16 protein-coding genes and 1 pseudogene are annotated in these 20,186 nt (G+C 69.7%); 11 read left to right on the top strand and 6 right to left on the bottom strand.

The annotated features are described in order from the left end of the window. Nucleotides 1-4: 4 nt before the first annotated feature. The 5 genes from D0Y85_RS00515 to D0Y85_RS00495 are packed head-to-tail and all read left to right on the top strand — an operon-like array spanning nucleotide 5 to nucleotide 6,974. Nucleotides 5-988, top strand: a complete 984-nt coding sequence (locus D0Y85_RS00515; RefSeq protein ID WP_025876016.1) for a MoxR family ATPase — start codon at nucleotides 5-7, stop codon at nucleotides 986-988. A gap of 7 nt (nucleotides 989-995) precedes the next feature. Next, nucleotides 996-1,892, top strand: coding sequence for a DUF58 domain-containing protein (locus tag D0Y85_RS00510; protein ID WP_117309177.1), 897 nt, complete (start codon nucleotides 996-998; stop codon nucleotides 1,890-1,892). Continuing rightward, the gene (locus tag D0Y85_RS00505) at nucleotides 1,889-3,010 is read left to right on the top strand and encodes a BatA domain-containing protein (RefSeq protein ID WP_117309176.1); all 1,122 of its coding nucleotides are present in this window, start codon (nucleotides 1,889-1,891) and stop codon (nucleotides 3,008-3,010) included. The genes D0Y85_RS00510 and D0Y85_RS00505 overlap by 4 nt, the downstream gene beginning before the upstream one ends. Further along, a complete protein-coding gene (locus D0Y85_RS00500; RefSeq protein WP_117309175.1) occupies nucleotides 3,007-5,172 on the top strand; it encodes a hypothetical protein in 2,166 nt (721 codons plus the stop codon). The genes D0Y85_RS00505 and D0Y85_RS00500 overlap by 4 nt, the downstream gene beginning before the upstream one ends. Further along, entirely contained in the window at nucleotides 5,169-6,974 is a 1,806-nt protein-coding gene (locus D0Y85_RS00495; protein ID WP_117309174.1) for a hypothetical protein, read from the top strand. Before D0Y85_RS00500 ends, D0Y85_RS00495 begins: the two co-directional genes overlap by 4 nt. A gap of 163 nt (nucleotides 6,975-7,137) precedes the next feature. On the opposite strand, the gene D0Y85_RS00490 is transcribed toward D0Y85_RS00495, so the two are convergent. Beyond that, complete coding sequence (locus D0Y85_RS00490) at nucleotides 7,138-7,803, bottom strand: hypothetical protein (protein WP_117309173.1); 666 nt, start codon at nucleotides 7,801-7,803, stop codon at nucleotides 7,138-7,140. Nucleotides 7,804-7,840: 37 nt separating this feature from the next. Beyond that, the gene (locus tag D0Y85_RS00485; RefSeq protein ID WP_117309172.1) at nucleotides 7,841-8,365 is read right to left on the bottom strand and encodes a hypothetical protein; all 525 of its coding nucleotides are present in this window, start codon (nucleotides 8,363-8,365) and stop codon (nucleotides 7,841-7,843) included. A 240-nt stretch (nucleotides 8,366-8,605) separates the two neighbouring features. Between D0Y85_RS00485 and D0Y85_RS00480 the strand changes: the two genes are divergently transcribed. The 4 genes from D0Y85_RS00480 (at nucleotide 8,606) to D0Y85_RS00465 (ending at nucleotide 13,740) form a co-directional block, all read left to right on the top strand. Continuing rightward, nucleotides 8,606-9,748, top strand: coding sequence for a hypothetical protein (locus D0Y85_RS00480; RefSeq protein WP_117309171.1), 1,143 nt, complete (start codon nucleotides 8,606-8,608; stop codon nucleotides 9,746-9,748). A 79-nt stretch (nucleotides 9,749-9,827) separates the two neighbouring features. Further along, the gene (locus tag D0Y85_RS00475; protein WP_117309170.1) at nucleotides 9,828-12,317 is read left to right on the top strand and encodes a DEAD/DEAH box helicase; all 2,490 of its coding nucleotides are present in this window, start codon (nucleotides 9,828-9,830) and stop codon (nucleotides 12,315-12,317) included. After that, nucleotides 12,314-13,327 carry a ribonuclease H-like domain-containing protein gene (locus tag D0Y85_RS00470; protein ID WP_117309169.1) on the top strand — a complete coding sequence of 338 codons (1,014 nt, stop codon included), beginning with the start codon at nucleotides 12,314-12,316 and terminating at the stop codon, nucleotides 13,325-13,327. Before D0Y85_RS00475 ends, D0Y85_RS00470 begins: the two co-directional genes overlap by 4 nt. Nucleotides 13,328-13,416: 89 nt before the next feature. Beyond that, complete coding sequence (locus D0Y85_RS00465) at nucleotides 13,417-13,740, top strand: I78 family peptidase inhibitor (RefSeq protein WP_117309168.1); 324 nt, start codon at nucleotides 13,417-13,419, stop codon at nucleotides 13,738-13,740. Between the two features lie 86 nt (nucleotides 13,741-13,826). Here D0Y85_RS00465 and D0Y85_RS00460 read toward each other — a convergent pair. Both D0Y85_RS00460 and D0Y85_RS00455 read right to left on the bottom strand, forming a co-directional pair. Continuing rightward, a pseudogene (locus tag D0Y85_RS00460) lies at nucleotides 13,827-15,769 on the bottom strand (M56 family metallopeptidase). A 3-nt stretch (nucleotides 15,770-15,772) separates the two neighbouring features. After that, nucleotides 15,773-16,159, bottom strand: a complete 387-nt coding sequence (locus D0Y85_RS00455; protein ID WP_025876036.1) for a BlaI/MecI/CopY family transcriptional regulator — start codon at nucleotides 16,157-16,159, stop codon at nucleotides 15,773-15,775. A gap of 229 nt (nucleotides 16,160-16,388) precedes the next feature. Between D0Y85_RS00455 and D0Y85_RS00450 the strand changes: the two genes are divergently transcribed. Further along, nucleotides 16,389-17,447 carry a serine hydrolase domain-containing protein gene (locus D0Y85_RS00450; RefSeq protein WP_117309167.1) on the top strand — a complete coding sequence of 353 codons (1,059 nt, stop codon included), beginning with the start codon at nucleotides 16,389-16,391 and terminating at the stop codon, nucleotides 17,445-17,447. Here the strand turns inward: D0Y85_RS00450 and D0Y85_RS00445 are convergent. Continuing rightward, on the bottom strand, nucleotides 17,444-18,562 hold the full coding sequence (locus tag D0Y85_RS00445; RefSeq protein ID WP_117309166.1) for an SDR family oxidoreductase: 1,119 nt from the start codon (nucleotides 18,560-18,562) through the stop codon (nucleotides 17,444-17,446). The two genes, D0Y85_RS00450 and D0Y85_RS00445, sit on opposite strands and share 4 nt — an antisense overlap. A gap of 217 nt (nucleotides 18,563-18,779) precedes the next feature. On the opposite strand from D0Y85_RS00445, the gene D0Y85_RS00440 reads away from it, so the two are divergent. After that, entirely contained in the window at nucleotides 18,780-19,124 is a 345-nt protein-coding gene (locus tag D0Y85_RS00440) for a hypothetical protein (RefSeq protein WP_117309165.1), read from the top strand. Here the strand turns inward: D0Y85_RS00440 and D0Y85_RS00435 are convergent. Continuing rightward, nucleotides 19,112-20,173, bottom strand: a complete 1,062-nt coding sequence (locus D0Y85_RS00435) for a DNA topoisomerase IB (protein WP_117309164.1) — start codon at nucleotides 20,171-20,173, stop codon at nucleotides 19,112-19,114. The genes D0Y85_RS00440 and D0Y85_RS00435 overlap by 13 nt on opposite strands. Between the last annotated feature and the right edge of the window lie 13 nt (nucleotides 20,174-20,186).

Below are 20,186 nucleotides of genomic sequence, written 5' to 3'. Positions count from 1 at the left end.
GCCCATGACCTCCCCCGACCTCGATTCCCTGCTGCCGCGCCTGCATGCGCTGCGCAGCGCCCTGGCCCACGCCGTGGTCGGCCAGCACACCGTGGTCGAGCAGCTGCTGATCGGCCTGCTGGCCGGTGGCCACTGCCTGCTGGAAGGCGCGCCGGGGCTGGGCAAGACCCTGCTGGTGCGCTCGCTGGGGCAGGCACTGGAACTGCAGTTCCGGCGCGTGCAGTTCACCCCGGACCTGATGCCCAGCGACATCCTGGGCACCGAACTGCTGGAAGAAGACCACGGCACCGGTCATCGCCATTTCCGCTTCCAGCAGGGCCCGATCTTCACCAACCTGCTGCTGGCCGACGAGCTCAACCGCACCCCGCCCAAGACCCAGGCGGCGCTGCTGGAAGCGATGCAGGAGCGTACGGTCAGCTACGCCGGCACGACCTACACGTTGCCGGCGCCGTTCTTCGTGCTGGCCACGCAGAATCCGATCGAACAGGCCGGTACCTACCCCTTGCCCGAAGCACAGCTGGACCGCTTCCTGCTGCATGTGCTGGTCGATTACCCCAGCGAGGAAGAAGAGCGGCAGATCCTCGAACAGACCACCGGCGGTGCCACGGAAAGCGTGCCGAAGGTGATGGATGCCGAAGCGGTGATCGCGCTGCAGGCGGCGGTGCGCCAGGTGCATGTCAGTCCCGACGTGCTGGCCTGGATCACCCGCCTGGTCCGCGCCAGCCGCCCCGGCGATGGCGCACCGGCGGCGATCAACCAGTGGGTGAAATGGGGCGCGGGTCCGCGTGCCGGGCAGTCGCTGGTGCTGGCCGCCAAGGCGCGCGCACTGCTGCAGGGACGCTTTGCCGCCACGCGCGAGGATGTGCAGGCGCTGGCGGCACCGGTGATGCGCCATCGCCTGCTGCTGTCCTTTGCCGCCGAAGCCGAGCAGAAGCGGGCCGACGATGTGGTCGCCGCGCTGCTGCAGGCCGTTCCCTTCCCGGGTTGATCCACTGGTGACCGCAGGCACGCCGCTGCTGCTGCCACCCGACCTGCGTGCGCGCCTGCGTGCGCTGCGCCTGCGGCCACGCCTGGCCAGCGGTGCGAGCGGCATCGGCCAGCATGCCAGCCGCAGCCGCGGCGCCGGCCTGGAATTCGCCCAGTACCGCGCCTACGAGCCCGGTGACGAACTGCGCCAGATCGACTGGAAGCTGTATGCGCGCTCGGACCGCTTCTTCGTGCGCGAATCCGAGCGCGAAAGCCCGATCACCGTCTGGCTGCTGCTCGATGCCACGGCCTCGGCGGGCCAGTCCGACCGTACAACGCCCGTACGCAGCCGCCTGGATCACATGCGGCAGCTGGCTGCCTGCGTGGTCGAGCTGGCGCTGCAGCAGGGTGACCGCTTCGGCCTGCTGGCGATCAACGGCGAAGGCCTGCAGCTGGTACCAGCCGCGCATGGCGCGCGCCAGCGCGACCGCGTGCATCTGCAGCTGCATGTCCTGCAGGCGCGCGGCGCATGGCCGGCCGCAGAGCGGCTGCGACCGCTGTGGGAGCGCGTGCGCCCCGGCGATCTGCTGCTGGCCATCGGCGATGGCTTCGACGACGCGGGCATCGTGCTGCTGGAGCAGCTGGCCAGCGCCCGCCGCGAGGTGATGCTGCTGCAGGTACTGACGGCCGACGAGCGCGATTTCCCCTTCGACGCAGGCCATCGTTTCCGCGATCCGGAAACGGGCGATGAACTTCTCGGCGATGGCGCCGCGATCCGCGCCGACTACCTGCAGTACTTCGCCCAGGCGCGCGCCGCGCTGCAGTCGCGCCTGCAGGCCAGTGGCATCGCCTGCGCGACCGGTTGGCTGGATCAGCCGCTGGACCAGCCGCTGCAGGCGCTGTTCGGCCGCAGGGGCGGCGCATGAGCCTGCTGTTCCCGCTGGGCCTGGCGGCGCTGGCCGCATGGCTGCTGCCACTGCTGATCCACCTCGCCCGCCGTCATCCCTACACGCCGCTGGATTTCGCTGCGCTGCGCTGGCTGCGCGCCCAGGTACGACCGCGGCAGCGCATCCGCTTCGATGATTGGCCGCTGTTGCTGGTGCGCCTGCTGTTGCTGGCCGCACTGGCCCTGCTGCTGGCGCGCCCGGCGCTGACCGGTCCTGCGCCCGTGCCAGCAGCGTGGACGGTGGTGGCACCGGGCCTGGACGCGACCGCGCTGCGCGGCAGCACCGATGCGCGCAACTGGCATTGGCTGGCGCCGGGCTTTCCCACCATCGACCAGCCCGCGCCGGCAGACGCTGCTGCCCTGCCCAGCCTGCTGCGCGAGCTGGACGCGCAGTTGCCGGCCGGCACCGCGCTGACCGTGCACGTACCCGACCCCTTGCCCGGCCTTGATGGTGCCCGCCTGCAGCTGTCGCGCAAGGTGCAGTGGCAGCCACACGCGCTGGCCATCACCGCGCCGCCACACGCTTCCCCGGCACCACGCCTGCGTACGCGCAGCGATGCACCGGCCGCTGCGCTGCAATGGCTGGGCGCGTTGCAGCGCGCGTGGAGCACGCAACCATTGGCGGCCCCCCTGGCCGACGACGCCTTGCCTGCCCGCGGCGAGATCGGCGTCTGGACCGCCACCGATGCGCTGCCTGGCACCTGGCAGCGCTGGCTGCAGCAGGGCGGCACGGTGCTGACCGCTGCGAAACCGCCAGCGGGTGCACCCGTACTGCTGCGCGATGCAGACAATGCACCGCTGCTGTGGCAGCAGCGCATCGGCCAGGGCCGCCTGCTGCATCTGCCCGGCGAATGGAACGTGGCCCGCAACAGTGCACTGCGCGATGACGGCCTGCCGCGCGACCTGCTGCAGACCCTGCAACCGCCATCAACGCCGCAGCTGGGTGATGCGCAGGACCAGACACCACGCCAGGCGCCCCTGCCCGCCGCAACGCCGCCCCTGCGCGAACCCACCGCCTGGCTGCTGCTGGTGATCGTGCTGCTGTTCGCGCTTGAGCGCTGGATGGCGAGCAGCGCGCGACGCAGGGCTGCATCATGAAGGCGCTGCAACAGGCATGGCAGCGCGCACGTCGGCGCCGCGCGGCGATCACCCTGCTGCTGGGCCTGCCGTGGGCGCTGGCGTCAGCGGCACTCGCGCTGCGCGTGTCCGGTTTCGATATCGCCTGCGTCGTGGCGACCGTGGCCCTGCTGATCATTGCGGCCGCCGCGACGATGCGCGCCCGGCAGCTGGACCGACGCTGGTTGCAACGCAGGCTCGATGCCAGTGGCGCCAGCGAAGACAGCGCCGATCTGCTGTTTGCCGATGGCGCTGCGCTCAACCCATTGCAGCAGCGCCAGCGCACGCACGTGCTGGCTGCGCTTGAACGCAACCTCCCCGAGCTGCGACCACGCTGGCCACGCAGGGCAGTGGCGCTGTGCTGGATTGGCGGTATCGCCGTCGCTGTGCTGGCACTGGGCTGGCCGCACAGCGGCGCACCGCGCCCCACGGCGCCTGCCTCGCCGCAAAGCAGCGCCAAGGCCGATCCATTGCGCCTGCAGTCCACTCGACTGCGCATCGACGCACCGGCCTACACCGGCCAACCCACGCGTACGCAGAACGCACTCGACGCCAAGGTCGCCGCCGACAGTCGCCTGTCCTGGTCACTGCGCTTCGACCGTGCACCCAGCAACGCCTGGCTGCAGTTCCACGACGGTCGACGCCTGCCGTTGCGCGAGCGCAATGGTGAATGGCAGGCGCAGGACGTAGCGCATACCCCGGTGCTGTATCGCGTGATCAGCCAACCGGCGCTGGCCGAAACCCGCCTGCATCGGCTCGACGTGGTCGCCGACCGTGCGCCGACGGTGCGCGTGATCGAGCCTGCCACCAGCCTGGTGCTGGGCACCCCCGGGCAACGGCAGTGGACGCTGCGCTTCGAGGCCAGCGACGATCATGGCGTCTCCGCGCGGGCGACGCTGTCGATCACCATCACCCAGGGCAGCGGCGAGAACATCACCTTCGTACGCCGCAGCGTGCCGCTCAGCGGCAGCGGCGAGGCGAAAGCACGGCGCTTTGCCCACACCCTTGATCTGGCCGCGCTGGGCGCACAGCCCGGCAACGATGTGATCGCCCAACTGGAAGTGCGCGACAACCACGCGCCGGCAGCACAAATCGGCCGCAGCAGCAGCGTGATCCTGCGCCTGCCCAGCGCCGAGGCCGTGCTCGGTGCCGAACTGGAAGGCCGCATCAAGAAGACCCTGCCCGCGTACTTCCGCAGCCAGCGGCAGATCATCATCGACGCCGAGGCGTTGATCCGCGAACGCCGGAGCGTAGCCGCCGATACCTTCGTCAAGCGCAGCGACGCGATCGGCGTCGACCAGCGCATCCTGCGCCTGCGCTACGGCCAGTTCCTGGGCGAAGAAAGCGAGGGCGCGCCGAAGCCACCGCCGACCAGCGACCTGCCCACCAGCGATACGCCGGCGGCAGACGCACACGATGACGATCATGAGCACGGTCACGGCGCCGAGGCCGGCGCACACGACGAGCACGGCCACGACCACGCTGGCGCAGCCAGCGGCAATGACACGCCCCCGGTGTTCGGCAGCGCCACCGACGTGCTGTCCGAGTACGGACATACCCACGACCACGCCGAGGCGGCGACACTGCTTGACCCGCAGACACGCGCCACCTTGAAGGCCGCGCTGGACCAGATGTGGTCGGCCGAAGGCGAGCTGCGCCAGGGCCGCCCCGAGCAGGCCCTGCCGTTTGCCTACAAGGCGCTGGCGTTCATCAAGCAGGTGCAGCAGGCCGAGCGCATCTACCTGGCGCGCGTCGGCCCGGAGCTGCCGCCGATCGACGAGAGCCGGCGCCTGGGCGGCGACCGTGCCGGGCTGGCCAGCCGCGACCTGCCGCTGGCCGCGCGCACGCCGCCCGATCCGGCCGTCGTCGAGGCCTGGCAGCGATTGGGCGACGAGGACGGCACGCCCGATCTGGACATGCTGGCCGCCTGGCAGCAGCGCAACAACGCCTTCCTGCCCGATGCACTGGACCTGGCTGCCGCCATCGAACAACTACGCATCGACGCCGGCTGCACCGAGTGCCGGCAGCGCCTGCGCGCGCAGCTGTGGCGCGCACTGCAGCGGCCACTGCCGCAGGTGATGCGACGCCGTGCGGCCGATGCCATGGGGCAGCGCTACCTCGACGCGCTGGACGCACAGCCATGAGCACATCGGCATTGAACGTGTGGGTCGCAGTGGCGCTGGCGCTGATCGTGCTCGTCGCCAGTGCACGCCAGCTGCGTTCGCCCACGCGAGGGCGCGGCCGTCTTATCGCCGTGCTCACGCTGCAGGCGGCCGCCGCTGCGCTGCTGTACGTCTGCCTGCTGCCGCCCTCACAGCGCGCTTCCCTGGCCGGCCTGGTGGTGATCGGCGCCGGGGCCGACAGGACCGGTGCACTGCCGACCGGCGGCACCCGGGTGCTGTTGCCGGAAGCAACCGATATGGCCGGTGCAGCGCGCGTGCCGGACCTGGCGACCGCACTGCGCCGCTATCGGTCCTCCACGGTGACACTGGTCGGTGCCGGCCTGGCCGCGCGTGACCGCGATGCCGTGCTGCCCGCCGACACGCGCTGGCAGGCGGCCCCTGCAGCCAACGGATGGATCGCCCTGCAGCCGCCCGTGGACACCGCTCCCGGTGCGCGCTTCGACGTGCACGCACAGGCACGCGGCGTAGACCGCGCGCAGGCCGAACTGCTGGACCCGGCCGGTGCCGTGGTTGATCGTGCACCGCTGGCGGCGGACGGCCGTGTACAGCTCAGCGGCATCGCCCGCGCCGAAGGCCGCAGCGTGTTCCAGCTGCGCCTGCTGGATGCGCAGGGCCATGTCGCCGACAGTGTGCCGGTGCCGCAGCAGACACTGGCCGCCGCTCCGCTGCGCCTGCTGGTGCGCTCGGCTGCCCCCGGCGCCGAACTGAAGTACCTGCGCCGCTGGGCCACCGATGCCGGCATCCGCGTGCAGGTGCAGGCCGAGACCGGCGCAGGCCTCAGCCTGGGCGACGGCAACGTGGCGTTGGACGCGTCCACGCTGGCGCGCAGCGATCTGCTGCTGCTCGACGAACGCAGCCTGGCCGCGCTCGGTGCCGCTCAGCTGGCGGCCGTGCGCCAGGCCCTGCGCGATGGCCTGGGCCTGCTGGTGCGCAGTACCGGCGCGCCATCAGCCAGCGCACGGCAACGCCTGCGCGATCTCGGCCTGCCCGTGCAGGGCGATGCCAGCAGCCAGGTTGCGGCGATGCCCGGCGAGGGTGACGCAACGATGCTGCAGGCACGTCGCGGGCCGCTTGCCGCCGGCACCCTGCCCACCGCCGATGGCGAAGACGCCGACCGCGCGTCGCACGCCGCGCCGCTGCCGGCGCTGGAATATCTGGCGCTGCAGGCAGCCGACAGCCGCCCCCTGCTGCAGGATCGCGACGGCAAGCCCATCGGTGGGTGGCGCGCCGTCGGCAAGGGGCGCATCGGGCTGCTGCCGATCACTGACAGCTGGCGCTGGGTACTGGCCGGTCGCGAGGATCGCCACGGCGAGTTGTGGAGCACGGCGTTCGCCACCCTCGCACGCGCGCAGGTGGGGACCGAAGTTCCATGGTCGACACAGGCACTGGCCTGGGCCGGCGAACGGCAGTCGCTGTGCGGCGTGCAGGCACCTCTGCGGGCCTTCGACGCACGCGGCGATGGCGTGCCGCTGATCGTCGACAGCACCACCGGCACAGCACGATGCGCGGGCTGGTGGCCGCGCCAGGCCGGTTGGCAGCGCCTGCAGCACGGCGACCGCACCCAGTGGCGTTACGTGTTCGATCCGAAGCAGGCCCCTGCCCTGCACCGGCAGGCGATGATGGATGCCACCGCGCAGCGGCTGGCCACTGCGGCGCCGGCAACCGCGCAGGCGAGCCAGCGCGTGCCGGGACCGCGCTGGCCGTGGTGGCTGGCATTCGTGCTGTGCGCATCGCTGCTGTGGTGGCTGGAGCGCCGGCGCTGATCCGGGGTCGGATCCCTTTCGCGTGCGAAAGGGCTCTGACCCCACCGATTGAGTCGCGAACACCATCCACGCATGGCGTGGATCTACTGATGCCGTGCAGGGTAGATGCCCACCTCGGTTGGCGGCGGGCCGTCCGCGCGTTTCCTCCACGCATGGCGTGGATCTACCTGCGGCGGTACACACCATTGAAGCGCACGTTCATGCCGCCGCACTCGCTGTTGTCGGCCACGAGCAGCACATCGCCCAGCAGCTGCGCGTGCACCGTGCAGCTGTCCTCGACGAAGTCGACCTGGGCACCACGCGGTACTGCCTGCGCGCTCACCGCGCCGATGTTCGGCCCATAGGGACGAACCTCCGGCGATGGATTGGCCGAGGGCCAGTAGGCGTCGCCTTCCACCTGCAGCTGGTTGCCGTGTACGCGGATCTTCAGGCCGTTGTCTCCATCCTTCCAGTCACCCGACCACGCCTGCAGCGTCGGCGCGGGCACCGGCAACGCCTGCAGCTTGCTGCGATCCACCCAGCCTGCGCTGCCACCCACCTTGTTCGGGAAGAACGCGCAGCGGTAGCGGCCAAGATCGCGCCCGGTCACCACCGTGTCGCCACTCACCACGTAGCTGCGCTGGCGGCAGGCGGGTTCGCCCTTGGCCGGGCAGCCGTCCATGTCGCCCAGCAGGTACAGGCGCGGCGTATCCACCACCTTGGCCAGGGCAAAGCCCGATTGTTCCGAAGGGAACGCGCCATTGCGGCACGAACCGCCATCGGCCAGGTCGCTGGCGGACGCGGCAAGCGGGCTCAGCGTTGCAAGCAGGAACAGGGTACGCAGCGGCATCCAGGCAGCCTCGAAGGGAAGGCCCGCAGGATACCGCCTACTTCTCCGGCGGCGCGCCGCAACCATCCTGCTGGGCGCAGAACTGCAGCGCGCGGCGTTGCTGCTCGGCGCTCAGTTGCGGGGGCGGCCGCGCGATGGCCGACTGGATCTGGTCCGGGCCGCCGGTGATCTTGTTCAGGCCCTTGGCCGCGGCCATCACACCCTTGACCACGCCCATCATGATGTAACCGCCGCCCATGCTGACCTGTTCGGGCGACGGCGGCTCGCTCCAGTCGCGGCTGAAGCGGTTGTTCTCCGCGCGCATCGGGTTCTTGAAGCGGTACAGGTCCAGGGGCTGGTCGTCTTCGGGTTTCAGCGCACGCACTTCACCCAGCGTGGTGACATCCCCCTGCGCAGGCGCAGCGACGACAGGCATGTCATCAGCGGCGGGCGGCGTAGTGGGTGCCGGTACGGGACCAGGCGCGGGCACGGCCGCAGGTGCCGGCTGCTGCGCCTGCACGATGCCCGCCAGCAGCATGCTGGCCAGAAGTGCTCCCTGCGTTGCGCGTTTTGCCACAGCCATCCGCCCTTGCCTGTTGCGTCCAAGTGTCGAGGATACGGATGCAGGCTTCAGATTTCGTTGGCAACCATGTGGGCGTTCAGGGTGTGTCGCGCATCACCGGACCCGGCCGGTGCGCCGACGTTTGCAACAATCGTCATTCCCATCAGGACGCTGGGCCGACAAGCTGCGGTATTTCCCGCTACCCCTGTCGACCATGGCACCGCCCTCCACCTCCATGTCGCTGCAGCGGTTCAGCCGCTGATGTCCCGCGCTGCGCTGCTGGTCGTACTCGCACTGCTGCTGGCGATGATTGTTGCCGCCGTTGCCGAATGGACGTCCCGCGTCCGCACCGGATTGGCATTGCTGCGCCGGAGCAGCGCGCTGCGAACGCTGGATGCCGATGAACACGCGGCGCTGGCAACGGTGCGCGCACTGACCGGCTGCGTCCATGGCGACCAGGTGCAGGTACTGCGCGGAACGTTCACCGGAGGCGCCGTCAGCCGCCACTACCCGGTCTGCGACGGTCTGCTGGGCAGCATTCCCGTGCTGCTGCCGCGGCAGGCATGCACACACCTTGCTGTGGACAATGACGCCGAAGTGGTGCTGAGCGAACGCTGGGCCGTTGTGGTGCGTCTCAATGGATTCCATGTGGCCGCAATGCGACCGGTTGCAGCCGCCAGCCGGATCCGGGGCGAGCGTCTCGAGACACCGGAAGAAGTCGCGATGCGACGCGGACCCGGGTTGCGCCCGTCCGCGCTGTTGATCGCGGTGCTGGCGCTATGGGCCGCTGCCGATGCGTCCGGCCTGCTCTGCCTGCCCCTGCCGCGTGATGTCAGCTACCTGTCAGGAGTGCCCCTGCTCGCCATTGCCGGCCTGGGGTTCTGGCTGGGTCGACCGCGCCGCAGTGCCCCTGCGACGGCACAGCGCGTGCTGCAGGTGCAGGGGCGCCTGCGCGCATACCAGCGGAACGGACAGACATCGCAGGCGTGGCTGCTGGGCAAGGACCTGCGCGTGCAACTTCCATGGGAGTGGGTGAACGTCGCGGGATTTTCCACGGGGCGCTCGATGCGCCTGGATGTACGCGCCTGTGATGGCAAGGTGCTGGCCGCGGGACCAGGATGGTGCCTGGCTAGCGACCGGCTGCGCTACCCGACCAGCGGGGGGTTCTGGCACCTGGCCTGGCTCGGCCTGCTGCTGCTTTTACAAGTGCTCGGCGTCATCTGGTTGCCCCTGCCGCAGCGGCCGGACCTGGGCTGGCCGGGCGTACTCCATTGGCAGCTGTTCGCGCTGTTGGCGGCGGGCTGGCACGTGCTGATGCTCGTCGTGTGTGTTCGTCGGTCCGTCAGCCGCACTGCCGCACTTGGCGCCGCGCTCAAGGCGCGCCCTGCCCCCGGCACTGAATGATTCATGCCACCCCGTCGCGGCGTCTCACATGCTGAGATCCATCTGTGTTGCCATGTGAACCCCTGAAAATCGACTTCCCATGGCTTACGAACTCGCCAAGCGCACCGCCGATGCGGAGCAGCAGCTCGCCACCCGCGATGGCCTGCCCGCGCGCGATGGCGCACTGCTCAGTGCACGCCTGCAGCGCCGCTACCAGGATCGCATCACCGGCAGCTTCGCCATTCCCGGCCGCGAAGGCCGCTATGCGCCGATTCCCGCGTCGGTGCCACCGGCGCTGGCCGCCGCGCTGAAGGCACGCGGCATCGAGCAGCTCTACAGCCACCAGGCCGAGGCATGGGAGGCCAGCCAGCGTGGCGACCACGTCGCCATCGTTACCCCCACCGCCAGCGGCAAGTCGCTGTGCTACACCCTGCCGGTGGTCAGCGCCGCCATGCAGGACAAGGCCAAGGCGCTGTACCTGTTCCCCACCAAGGCACTGGCCCAGGACCAGGTGGCCGAACTGCTGGAGCTCAACCGCGCCGGCGACCTCGGGGTGAAGGCCTTCACCTTCGACGGCGACACCCCCGGCGACGCGCGGCAGGCGATCCGCCTGCATGGCGACATCGTGGTCTCCAACCCGGACATGCTGCACCAGGCGATACTGCCGCATCACACCAAGTGGGCGCAGTTCTTCGAAAACCTGCGCTACATCGTCATCGACGAAGTACACACCTATCGCGGCGTGTTCGGCAGCCATGTCACCAACGTGCTGCGCCGGCTCAAGCGCATCTGCGCGTTCTACGGGGTGCAACCGCAGTTCATCCTGTGCTCGGCCACCATCGGCAACCCGCAGGCGCATGCCGAGGCGCTGATCGAAGCACCGGTCACCGCCATCACCGAATCCGGTGCACCCAGCGGGCCGAAGCAGGTGCTGCTGTGGAATCCGCCGGTGATCAACCCCGACCTGGGCCTGCGTGCCTCGGCGCGCTCGCAGAGCAACCGCATCGCCCGCATCGCGATCAAGTCCGGGCTGAAGACGCTGGTGTTCGCGCAGACCCGGCTGATGGTGGAGGTGCTGACCAAGTACCTGAAGGACATCTTCGATCACGATCCGCGCAAGCCACCGCGCATCCGCGCGTACCGTGGCGGCTACCTGCCCACCGAGCGCCGCGAGACCGAGCGTGCGATGCGTGCCGGCAACATCGACGGCATCGTCAGCACCTCGGCGCTGGAACTGGGCGTGGATATCGGCAGCCTGGATGTGGTGATCCTCAACGGTTATCCCGGCAGCGTGGCTGCCACCTGGCAACGCTTCGGCCGCGCCGGACGCCGCCAGCAGCCCGCACTCGGCGTGATGGTGGCCAGTTCGCAGCCACTGGACCAGTACGTGGTGCGCCATCCGGACTTCTTCGCCGAGGCGTCGCCGGAACACGCACGCATCGCGCCCGACCAGCCGTTGATCCTGTTCGATCACATCCGCTGCGCGGCGTTCGAACTGCCGTTCCGGGTCGGCGATGGCTTCGGCCCGATCGATCCTGAGGTGTTCCTGGAAGCACTGGCCGAAACCGAGGTCATCCACCGCGAAGGCGAACGCTGGGAGTGGATCGCCGACAGCTATCCGGCCAACGCGGTCAGCCTGCGCGCGGTGGCCGACGGCAACTTCGTGGTGGTCGACCGCAGCGATGGCCGCCAGCAGATCATCGCCGAAGTGGACTACTCCGCTGCAGCGCTGACCCTGTACGAAGGCGCCATCCACATGGTGCAGTCCACGCCCTACCAGGTGGAAACGCTGGACTGGGAAGGCCGCAAGGCCTACGTCACCCGCACCCACGTGGACTACTACACCGACAGCATCGACTTCACCAAGCTCAAGGTGCTGGACCGTTTCGATGGTGGCGTGGCCGGCCGTGGTGATTCGCACCATGGCGAAGTGCACGTGGTGCGCCGCGTGGCCGGTTACAAGAAGATCCGCTACTACACCCACGAGAACATCGGCTACGGCCCGGTCAACCTGCCCGACCAGGAACTGCACACCACCGCGGTGTGGTGGCAGCTGCCGCAGGCGCTGCTGCTGCGCGCCTTCGCCAGCAAGCAGGATGCGCTGGATGGGTTCCTCGGCGCCGCCTATGCACTGCACATCGTTGCCACCGTGGCAGTGATGGCCGATGCGCGCGACCTGCAGAAGTCGGTGGGCAACGGCGATGGCACCTGGATCGCGATTGCCGACCAGAGCGGGCGCGGCCAGCTGCGGGGCAGCGATGGCGAGCCTGGCGCGGTGGAACTGCTGCAGGAATTCGTGCCGACCGTATACCTGTACGACAACTTCCCCGGTGGCGTCGGCCTGAGCGAGCCGCTGTGGCAGCGCCAGGCCGAGCTGGTGCAGCGCGCGCGCGAACTGGTACAGCGCTGCGACTGCAAGGCGGGTTGCCCGGCCTGCGTCGGCCCGGTGCTGGCCGCGCAGGAACAGGATGAAACCTCGCCGCGTGCGCTGGCGCTGCGCGTGCTCGACCTGTTCGATGCGCACGCCTGCCAGCAGGTGGCCGATGTGGTGGTGAGCACACGCGACCCGATGGAGCTGATCGCCCCGTGAGCCTGAGCCTGGACAAGCTGCGCCTGCTTCGCAAGCAGGCGGGTGACCCGAAAGCAGCCACGCCTGCCGCGCCGACGCAGCAGACGCCGCCGGCACGGGTGGCCGCCAACGATGCGCGGCAGCCACCGGCCGAGCGTTCGGTGTTTGCCTGGGTGGAACAGGAGATCCGCCACAAGCCGACCGGCATGGCCACGCCTGCGCCGGCGACACTGCGACGGCCCGAGGTCGGCAGCCTGCATCGCCTGCTCGGCATGCGCTCGCGGGGTGGCCCTGCGCCGGCACGCGCCAGCGCGCAGGATCGCCAACTGCCCGGCAACGAGATTGCGCCCGGCCTGTTCCTGATCGAGTCACTGCTGCCGCAGCCGATTCCCGCCATGCCGCTGTCGCTGGCCTTCGCCAAGCGCGAGGGTGAGCACGTGGCTGCGCGTGACCTGCTGTTCTTCGATACCGAGACCACCGGCCTGGCCGGCGGCACCGGCACCCGCGCCTTCATGATCGGCGCGGCCGACTGGCATGTGTGCCCGCAGCGTGGCGAAGGCCTGCGCATCCGCCAGCTGCTGATGTCGACGATGGCTGCCGAGGAAGCGATGCTGGCCGCCTTCGCCAGCTGGCTGCAGCCGCATACCGTGTTCTGCAGCTACAACGGCCGCAGCTACGACGCCCCACTGCTGAAGACACGCTATCGGCTGGCCCGCCAGGCCGATCCCATCACCGCGCTGGACCATGTCGACCTGCTGTATCCCACCCGCCGCCGTTACCGCGGAACGTGGGAGAACTGCAAGCTGTCCACCATCGAGCGGCAACTGCTGCGCGTGGTGCGTGAAGATGATCTGCCCGGCTCGGAAGCACCCGCCGCATGGCTGCGCTTCCTGCGGGGCGGCGATGCGCTGAATCTGCGCCGGGTGGCCGACCACAACCACCAGGACGTGGTGACCCTGGCCCTGCTGCTGCAGCGGTTGGTGCGGGAAGAGCAGCGCGAACGGGAAACCCTGGCGCTGGTAAGCGGATGAACGGAGAGGGCGGATCCAGGCCGCGTTGACATCACTGACACAGGGCTCGGCGACACTGCCGCTACTGAACACCACCCAGGAGTACTGCCATGCGTCGATCCCCCCTGTTGCTGCTTGCAGCCACCCTGCCGCTGGCGGCCTGCAGCCATGCCGGTGGCAACGCCTCTGCCGATGCCGGCAGCCTGCCGGCCAAGGTGTCCGATGGTCCGCAGGAGTGCCGCCCCGAGGCGCTGGACGCATTCACCGGCAAGATCGCCGACGAAGCAACGATGAAGAAGCTGGTGGCCGACAGTGGCGCGCGCAACGCACGCGTGGTGAAGCCGGGCATGGCGGTGACCATGGACTTCCGCCAAGACCGGGTAACGGTGCAGGTGGACGCACAGAACCGCATCGAACGTGCCAGCTGCGGCTGATGGGGTAGCGCCGGGCCCTGCCCGGCGGATTCCATTCGCATACGCGCCGCTGCGGGCGCCAGGCATGGCCCGGCGCTACCGCTCTGTCAGAGCCGCTCGGCCTTGCCGCTGGCCAGCGCACGCGCGATGACCTGCTCTGCCTGCTTCGCTGCCTGTGCCTGCAGCCGTGCCTGGCGCTCACCCAACGCGGCCTGTTGACTGCCCAGTGCCGCCTGCTGGCTTCCCAGCGCGGCCTGCTGGCTGGCGAGTCGGCTCATCTCGCGGCTACGCTCGGACTGCAGCGCCTGGTTGCGGGCAACCTGTGATGCGCGCTGTGCTTCGGCCGCAGCCTTGCGTGCAATCGCCGCATCATCCACCGCGCCGCGTGTAGCCCGCGCCGCTTCGGCTGCCGCTTCGCGATTGATGTCGCGATCGTTGATCGCACTGCGTGCAGCCCGTGCGGCGGCGAGGGCGATCTCACGCGCCTCTTCGCCCTGCAGCCTGCCCAGCTCGCCCTGCTCGCGGCCGAGCTGGCCCTGCTGACGACCCAGCACACTCTGCTGGCGCCCCAGTTCACTCTGCTGGCGGCTCAGGTCGACGGCGCCGGCATAGGCACGCTGCAACGACTGGATCAGCATCGGATCGCGCACCACGTAGCGCTTGTCGCCTTGGCGGAACCACAGTGCCGGGCCGTCACCAAGCCGGCTGCGCGCCTGCATCACATCGTCCATGCCGGCATTGGCGAACGCCTGGCCATGATCGACGAGGACAAAGGCCTGCTGTGGCGGCGTACCCAGATCCAGCTGGCCATGGGTGACGATGGTGGTCTGCGAGTGCGCATGGGTGCCTGCGTCCTGCTCCTCGCCTTCATTGACGTCGGCAGGTTCCTCAGGCTCGGCGGGTTCTGCCGGCTCGGCCCAGTCGGCCGGCTCTGCCGGTACCGCTGCGGCAGGCGGCGCTGCCGGTGCTGGGGTGCTGCGGGCGGCGGCGGCGGCGCGGGCACAGCGCGCGACGGTGCAGGCGGTGCAGGCGGGACCGGCGCGGCCACCAGCCGCATCGGCGCCACTCCCACGGCCAATACAACCAGGGTCAAGCCGACGGCCAGCAGGCGCGGGCACGCCCGGTGCGACTGCAGCGACAGCAGGCGGCGCTTGAGGCTGGTGGTGCTGGGCGCTGCGCTGGCCACGCCGAGGTGTGGCTGCGGCGCCACGCCCAGCTGCAGCAGCAACCGGCCATAGGCATGGCGGCTGGCACCGTGCTGGCCGACCACCGCCGCATCCACGGCTTCCTCGCGGGCCTGGGCGTATTCGCGCACGGCCAGGCGCAGCAGCGGATGGAAGAAGAACAGGTGCTGGGCCAAGGCAGGCAGCAGCCCCCACTGCAGGTCACGACGCTGCAGGTGCTGCAGCTCGTGGGTCAGCGCCAGGTCCAGCGCATCGCCCTGCAGCGCGTTCATTCCCGCCGGCAGCAGCAGCACCGGACGGAACGGCCCGACCAGCTGCGGCGCGTCCACCTGGTCGCTCATCCACAGGCGCGGCGCGCGGCGCAGGCCGTGCGCATCCGAGGCCAGCTGCAGCGCCTGCACCAGCGCCTGGTCCTCGCACGGATACGACGCCGCCAGCAGCGCACGGCAACGGCGCCATTCGCCGAAGGTCCGCAACGCCATCAGCAGTACGCCGGACATCCACAGCGCGGCCAGGGCCAACGCCCACCAAGCCACCGGGGTGCTGCCGACATCACCCATCGGCGTGTTCGCCAGCAGGTGCGCCGATGCCTCCGGTGCCATCGTATATATCGCGTCCGCCGCAAGATCCACGGTCGTCATGGCCACCGCATCGGGTGCGGGCAACCAGGCCAGCTGCAGCGGTTGGCTCCACAACAGACCGACCACCGCCTGCAGCGACACCAGCCACCACAACCGGCAACGGGTGGCCGCCGACAGTGCCGGCAGCGCGCGGCACAGCAGGTACACCAGCGCCACCAGCAACACGGTCTGCAAGCTGGTCCAACCCAGCCGTTCCAGCATCGGAATCAACATCGAGGTATCCATGGCTCAGTCCTCCTGGCGACGCGATTGCAGTTCGGCCACCAGCGCTTCCAGTTCGGCCAGTTCGTTGTCGCTGACCTTCTGCCGCTGCGACAGGTACGCCACGAATGGCGACACCGAGCCCTGCAGCGTGTTGTCGACGAACTGGGCAACGGCGCCCTGCAGCACGCTCTCCGGGCCACGGGTAGGCTGGTAACGGTAGACACCCTGCTGCTGCCTGCGCTGCAGGTAACCCTTGGCGCGCAGCCGCTCCATCATCGTCAACACGGTGGACCGGGCCAGTCCGCGCGGTTCGCCATAGCCGCTGGCGACCTCGCCGACGCTGGCCGGTGCCTGCTCATCCACATACTGCAGCAGGGCCAGTTCCTGGTCCCCGATGGTCTTGCCACGCATGACAACACTCCCTTGACTACACGTGTCGCTACTGTTGCCATGACGACACCTGTAGTCAACCCCCCGGAAGTCATGGGCCGACGAACGGTAGGGCGCGCAGCCGGCTTAAACCTTTTCCGCCGGGTGCGCATCCGACCCATGGCCTTTCGCCTGCGGCAGCCGTCATCGCCGCCGATCTTTCCGACCTCCGGGAACCCGCATGCCTCGCCAGACGCTACGAACCCTGCTCATGATCATCAGCCTGCTGCCCTTCGCCGCCGTATCCGCCAGCCAGGACCAGGCCAACGACCAGACCCGCCGTTTCATCCGCCAGACCATGCAGGAACAGCGCATCCCGGGCCTGCAGATCGCGGTGGTCAAGGATGGCCAGGTGGTGCTGTCGGAAACCTATGGGCTGGCCAACGTCGAGAACGGCGTGGTCGCCACCCGCAGCACCCGGTTCCCGCTCAACTCGGCCACCAAATCCTTCACCGGTGTCGCTCTGGCGCAGCTGGCACAGGACGGGCGGGTGGATCTGGACGCGCCCATCGCGCGCTATCTCGACGACCTGCCCGAAAGCTGGCGGGCGGTGCGGGTGCGCCAGCTGCTCGCCCACACCTCCGGCCTGCCCGACATCCTCGATGCAGAGGGATTGCTGGGTGGGGGCTCGGAACAGGATGCATGGCAGGCGGTCCGCGCGCTGCCGGCAGAGGCCAGGGCCGGCGAGCGTTTCCAGTACAACCAGACCAACTACCTGCTGCTGGCGCGGATCATCGCGCGGCAATCCGGCATGCCCTACGAACGCTTCCTGGCCACCGGCCAGTTCTCCACCGCGCGCATGGCACGCACCACGTTCGGCGACAGCTACGACCTGATCCCGGACGCGGCGACGATGTACAGCTACCTGCCACGCGCCAGCGATGCAAAGGATGCAACGCCACGCCTGTCGCACTGGTTCTACGACATGCCGCCCAGCCTGTGGGCCGGCGGCGGCATCCTCACCACGGCCGATGACACCGCGCGCTGGTTGGCAGCATTGCAGGAGGGACGCCTGCTGGAGCAGCGCGCGGTGCAGCGGATGTGGACGGCCGAGCGCCTCAACGATGGCAGCGCCGGTGACTGGGCCGCAGGCTGGCCGGTGTTCAACACCGCACCCGACCTGCAGGTGGGCGGCATGGGCGGTGCGCGCTCGGCCTTCATCGTCTATCCCGAGCGCGGCCTCGCCGTTGTCCTGCTGACCAACCTGGTCGGCGCCAATCCGCAGCAGTTCATACCGCGCATCGCCGGCTTCTACTCCTCCGCGCCCTAGCCACGCGGCCCGCCCATCACCGGCAGGATCACCCCGCTGATGTAGCTGGCGCAGGCCGGCGAGGCCAGGAACACATAGGCCGGCGACAGTTCTTCGGGCTGTGCCGGCCGGCCCATGTCACTGTCCTTGCCGAACTCGGCCACGTCCTTGGCCTGCTTGTCGGCCGGATTCAACGGCGTCCACACCGGGCCCGGCGCCACGCAGTTGACCCGGATGCCGCGCGGCAGCAACTGGCTGGCCAGCGCCTTGGTGAACGCATGGATCGCGCCCTTGGTAGCCGAATAATCGATCAGTGCCTTGCTGCCGAACAGGCCGGTTTCCGAGCCGGTGTTGATGATGCTGGCGCCCTCGCCCAGGTGCGGCAGCACTGCACGTGCCATCTGGATATAGCCGCCGATATTGGTCTGCAGGGTTTCCTGCAGGTGCGCGTCTTCCAGGTCTTCCAGGCGCTCGCAGTGCAGCTGGAACGCCGCGTTGTTGACCAGGATGTCGATGCCACCGAACGCCTTGGCCACCTGCTTGACGGCCTTGTCGCAGAAGCGCGGGTCGCGCACGTTGCCGGCGATCACCACGCAGCGGCCGCCCTCTTTTTCCACGTGCTGACGCGTCAGCTCGGCGTCCTTGGCTTCATCCAGATGCAGCACGGCAACGTCGGCGCCTTCGCGGGCGAACAGCACCGCCACCGCACGGCCGATGCCGGAATCACCACCGGTGACGATGGCCCGCATGCCCTGCAGCTTGCCGCTGCCGACGTAATCCGGCGCGAGGAAGCGCGGGGCCAGCTCCAGTGCATGCTCATGGCCGGGCTTGGCCAGCTGCTGCGCCGGCATCTTCTCCGGCTGATGGCGCGGTCCGGCCTGGGTGGCGGTCTTCTTTTTTGTCGCCTTCTTTGCCGCGCGTACATCCTTCGCTTTCTCCTGGTCCTGCAGGCGTCGCTGCCGTGCTGCGACACGCGCCGCGCGCGGATCGGAAGCGGCGGCCTTGCGGGTGGCGGTCTTCACCACGCGCGGGCGCTCGGACGTGGTGGCTTCGGCGGCGGCGGGCGCTGCCTGGGTGCCTTTGCGTACCTTCGGCGATGCCTTGCGGCGGGCGGGGGTCTTCTTGGTGGTGGCCATGCAGGTCTCCTCGGGAGGGTGGGGGTTGCCGGCCAGCGGCCGGCACTACCGGGGCGCGTGCGCCGCAGTACCGGGGGCGGCGTGCGCCGCTCGTGCAGTGTCTCCACGCAGGCTGTTGGCGGCAGTGAGCGCACTGTGTCCATCGCGTGCACGGCGTTCATTCCGCCACCACGCGTGTCGTCGCACCCTGCAGGCCACAACACGAGGAACGCCCCCCATGAAACATGCCATTGCCACCGCCGTCGTCTGCTTCGCTCTCGCCGCCTGCAGCAGCAGCCCGGTCGCCCAGGTCCAGCCGATCGATGGGGTGATTTCAGGCCAGTGCCACACCGACAAGGTGCGCGGCGCAGTCGGCCTCGCTGCTTCGGGCATGACCATCGAACGTGCGCGCGTGGACAGCGACAGCCTGCACGTGCAGGTAACCCGCGGCAGCCGCGAGCGCAGCGGCAACACCGCCAGCGGCGCTGCCGATCCGGCCGCCGGTGCAGCCACGGAAGGTGGGGATCGCCTGACCATCGAAACCGGCCGCACCAACAACATCACCGCCATCTACTGCGGCTGACCTGCCTTGCGGCTGAGCCGCCGGGCCCGCCGCAGTACCTTCAATGTGGCCTGCTCCCACTGCCGCGGGCCGCGCAGGCCCGCCAATGCAGTCAGGTCGCCGCGTTCCCAACCGGCGAACACGCAGGGATCGATGTAGGCCTTGCGGCATACCGCTGGCGTATTGCCCAAGCGCGCAGCCACCTGGCACACCACCTCGCGTTGCGCCTTGGCCAGCGCGCGTTGGCTGGCCGGCTCGGGCAGCTCGGTGGCGGCGAAGGCCTGCACCGCCGCCATCGTGCCGCCCCAGGTGCGGAAGTCCTTGGCGGTGAAGTCCTCGCCCATCACCTCGCGCAGGTAGTCGTTCACCGCGCCCGAATCCACAGGCTGCACCTCGCCCGCGTCGTCGCGGTACTGGAACAGGGCCTGACCCGGCAGCTGCTGCACGCTGCGTACCAGCGCGCCCAGCCGACGGTCACCGACCACCACCTCCTGCAACTGCCCGGACTTGCCGCGGAAGCGCATGCGCACCCGGCCACCCCGAAGCAGGTCCAAGTGACGGTTGCGCAACGTTGTCAGGCCGTATGACTTGTTCTCCTGCGCATAGGTTTCATTGCCCACCCGCACCAGCGTGTCGGCCAGCAGCGCGATCACCACCGCCAACACCTTCTCGCGCGGGAAACCGCTGCGCTTGAGGTCGCGGCCCAGGCGTCGCCGCAGCGCCGGCAGTGCCTGGCCGAAGGCGATGGTGCGGTCGAACTTGCCGGCGTCGCGCACGGCCGCCCAGTCGGCGTGGTAACGGTACTGCTTGCGCCCGCGTGCATCGCGGCCGGTGGCCTGCAGGTGGCCATCGGCGTGGGCGCAGATCCACACGGCGGTATAGGCCGGTGGAATGGCCAGCGCGCGGATGCGCTGCAGGGTGGCGGCATCGCGCACGGCATGGCCATCGGCATCGCGATAGGCAAAGCCCTTGCCTGCGCGTCGCCGGCTGATGCCAGGCTGGGTGTCATCGACGTAGCGCAGGCCGGCGGCGCGCGCGGCCTGGCGTTCGGGTGTGGGGGTCGCTGGCATGCCTGCAGTCTGC

The sequence above is a fragment of the Stenotrophomonas sp. G4 genome, from assembly GCF_003428825.1.
GTDB classification, from domain to species: Bacteria; Pseudomonadota; Gammaproteobacteria; order Xanthomonadales; family Xanthomonadaceae; genus Stenotrophomonas; species Stenotrophomonas indicatrix.
Note: the sequence above shows the minus strand (reverse complement) of the source record. Positions and strands in the feature narration are given on the sequence as shown.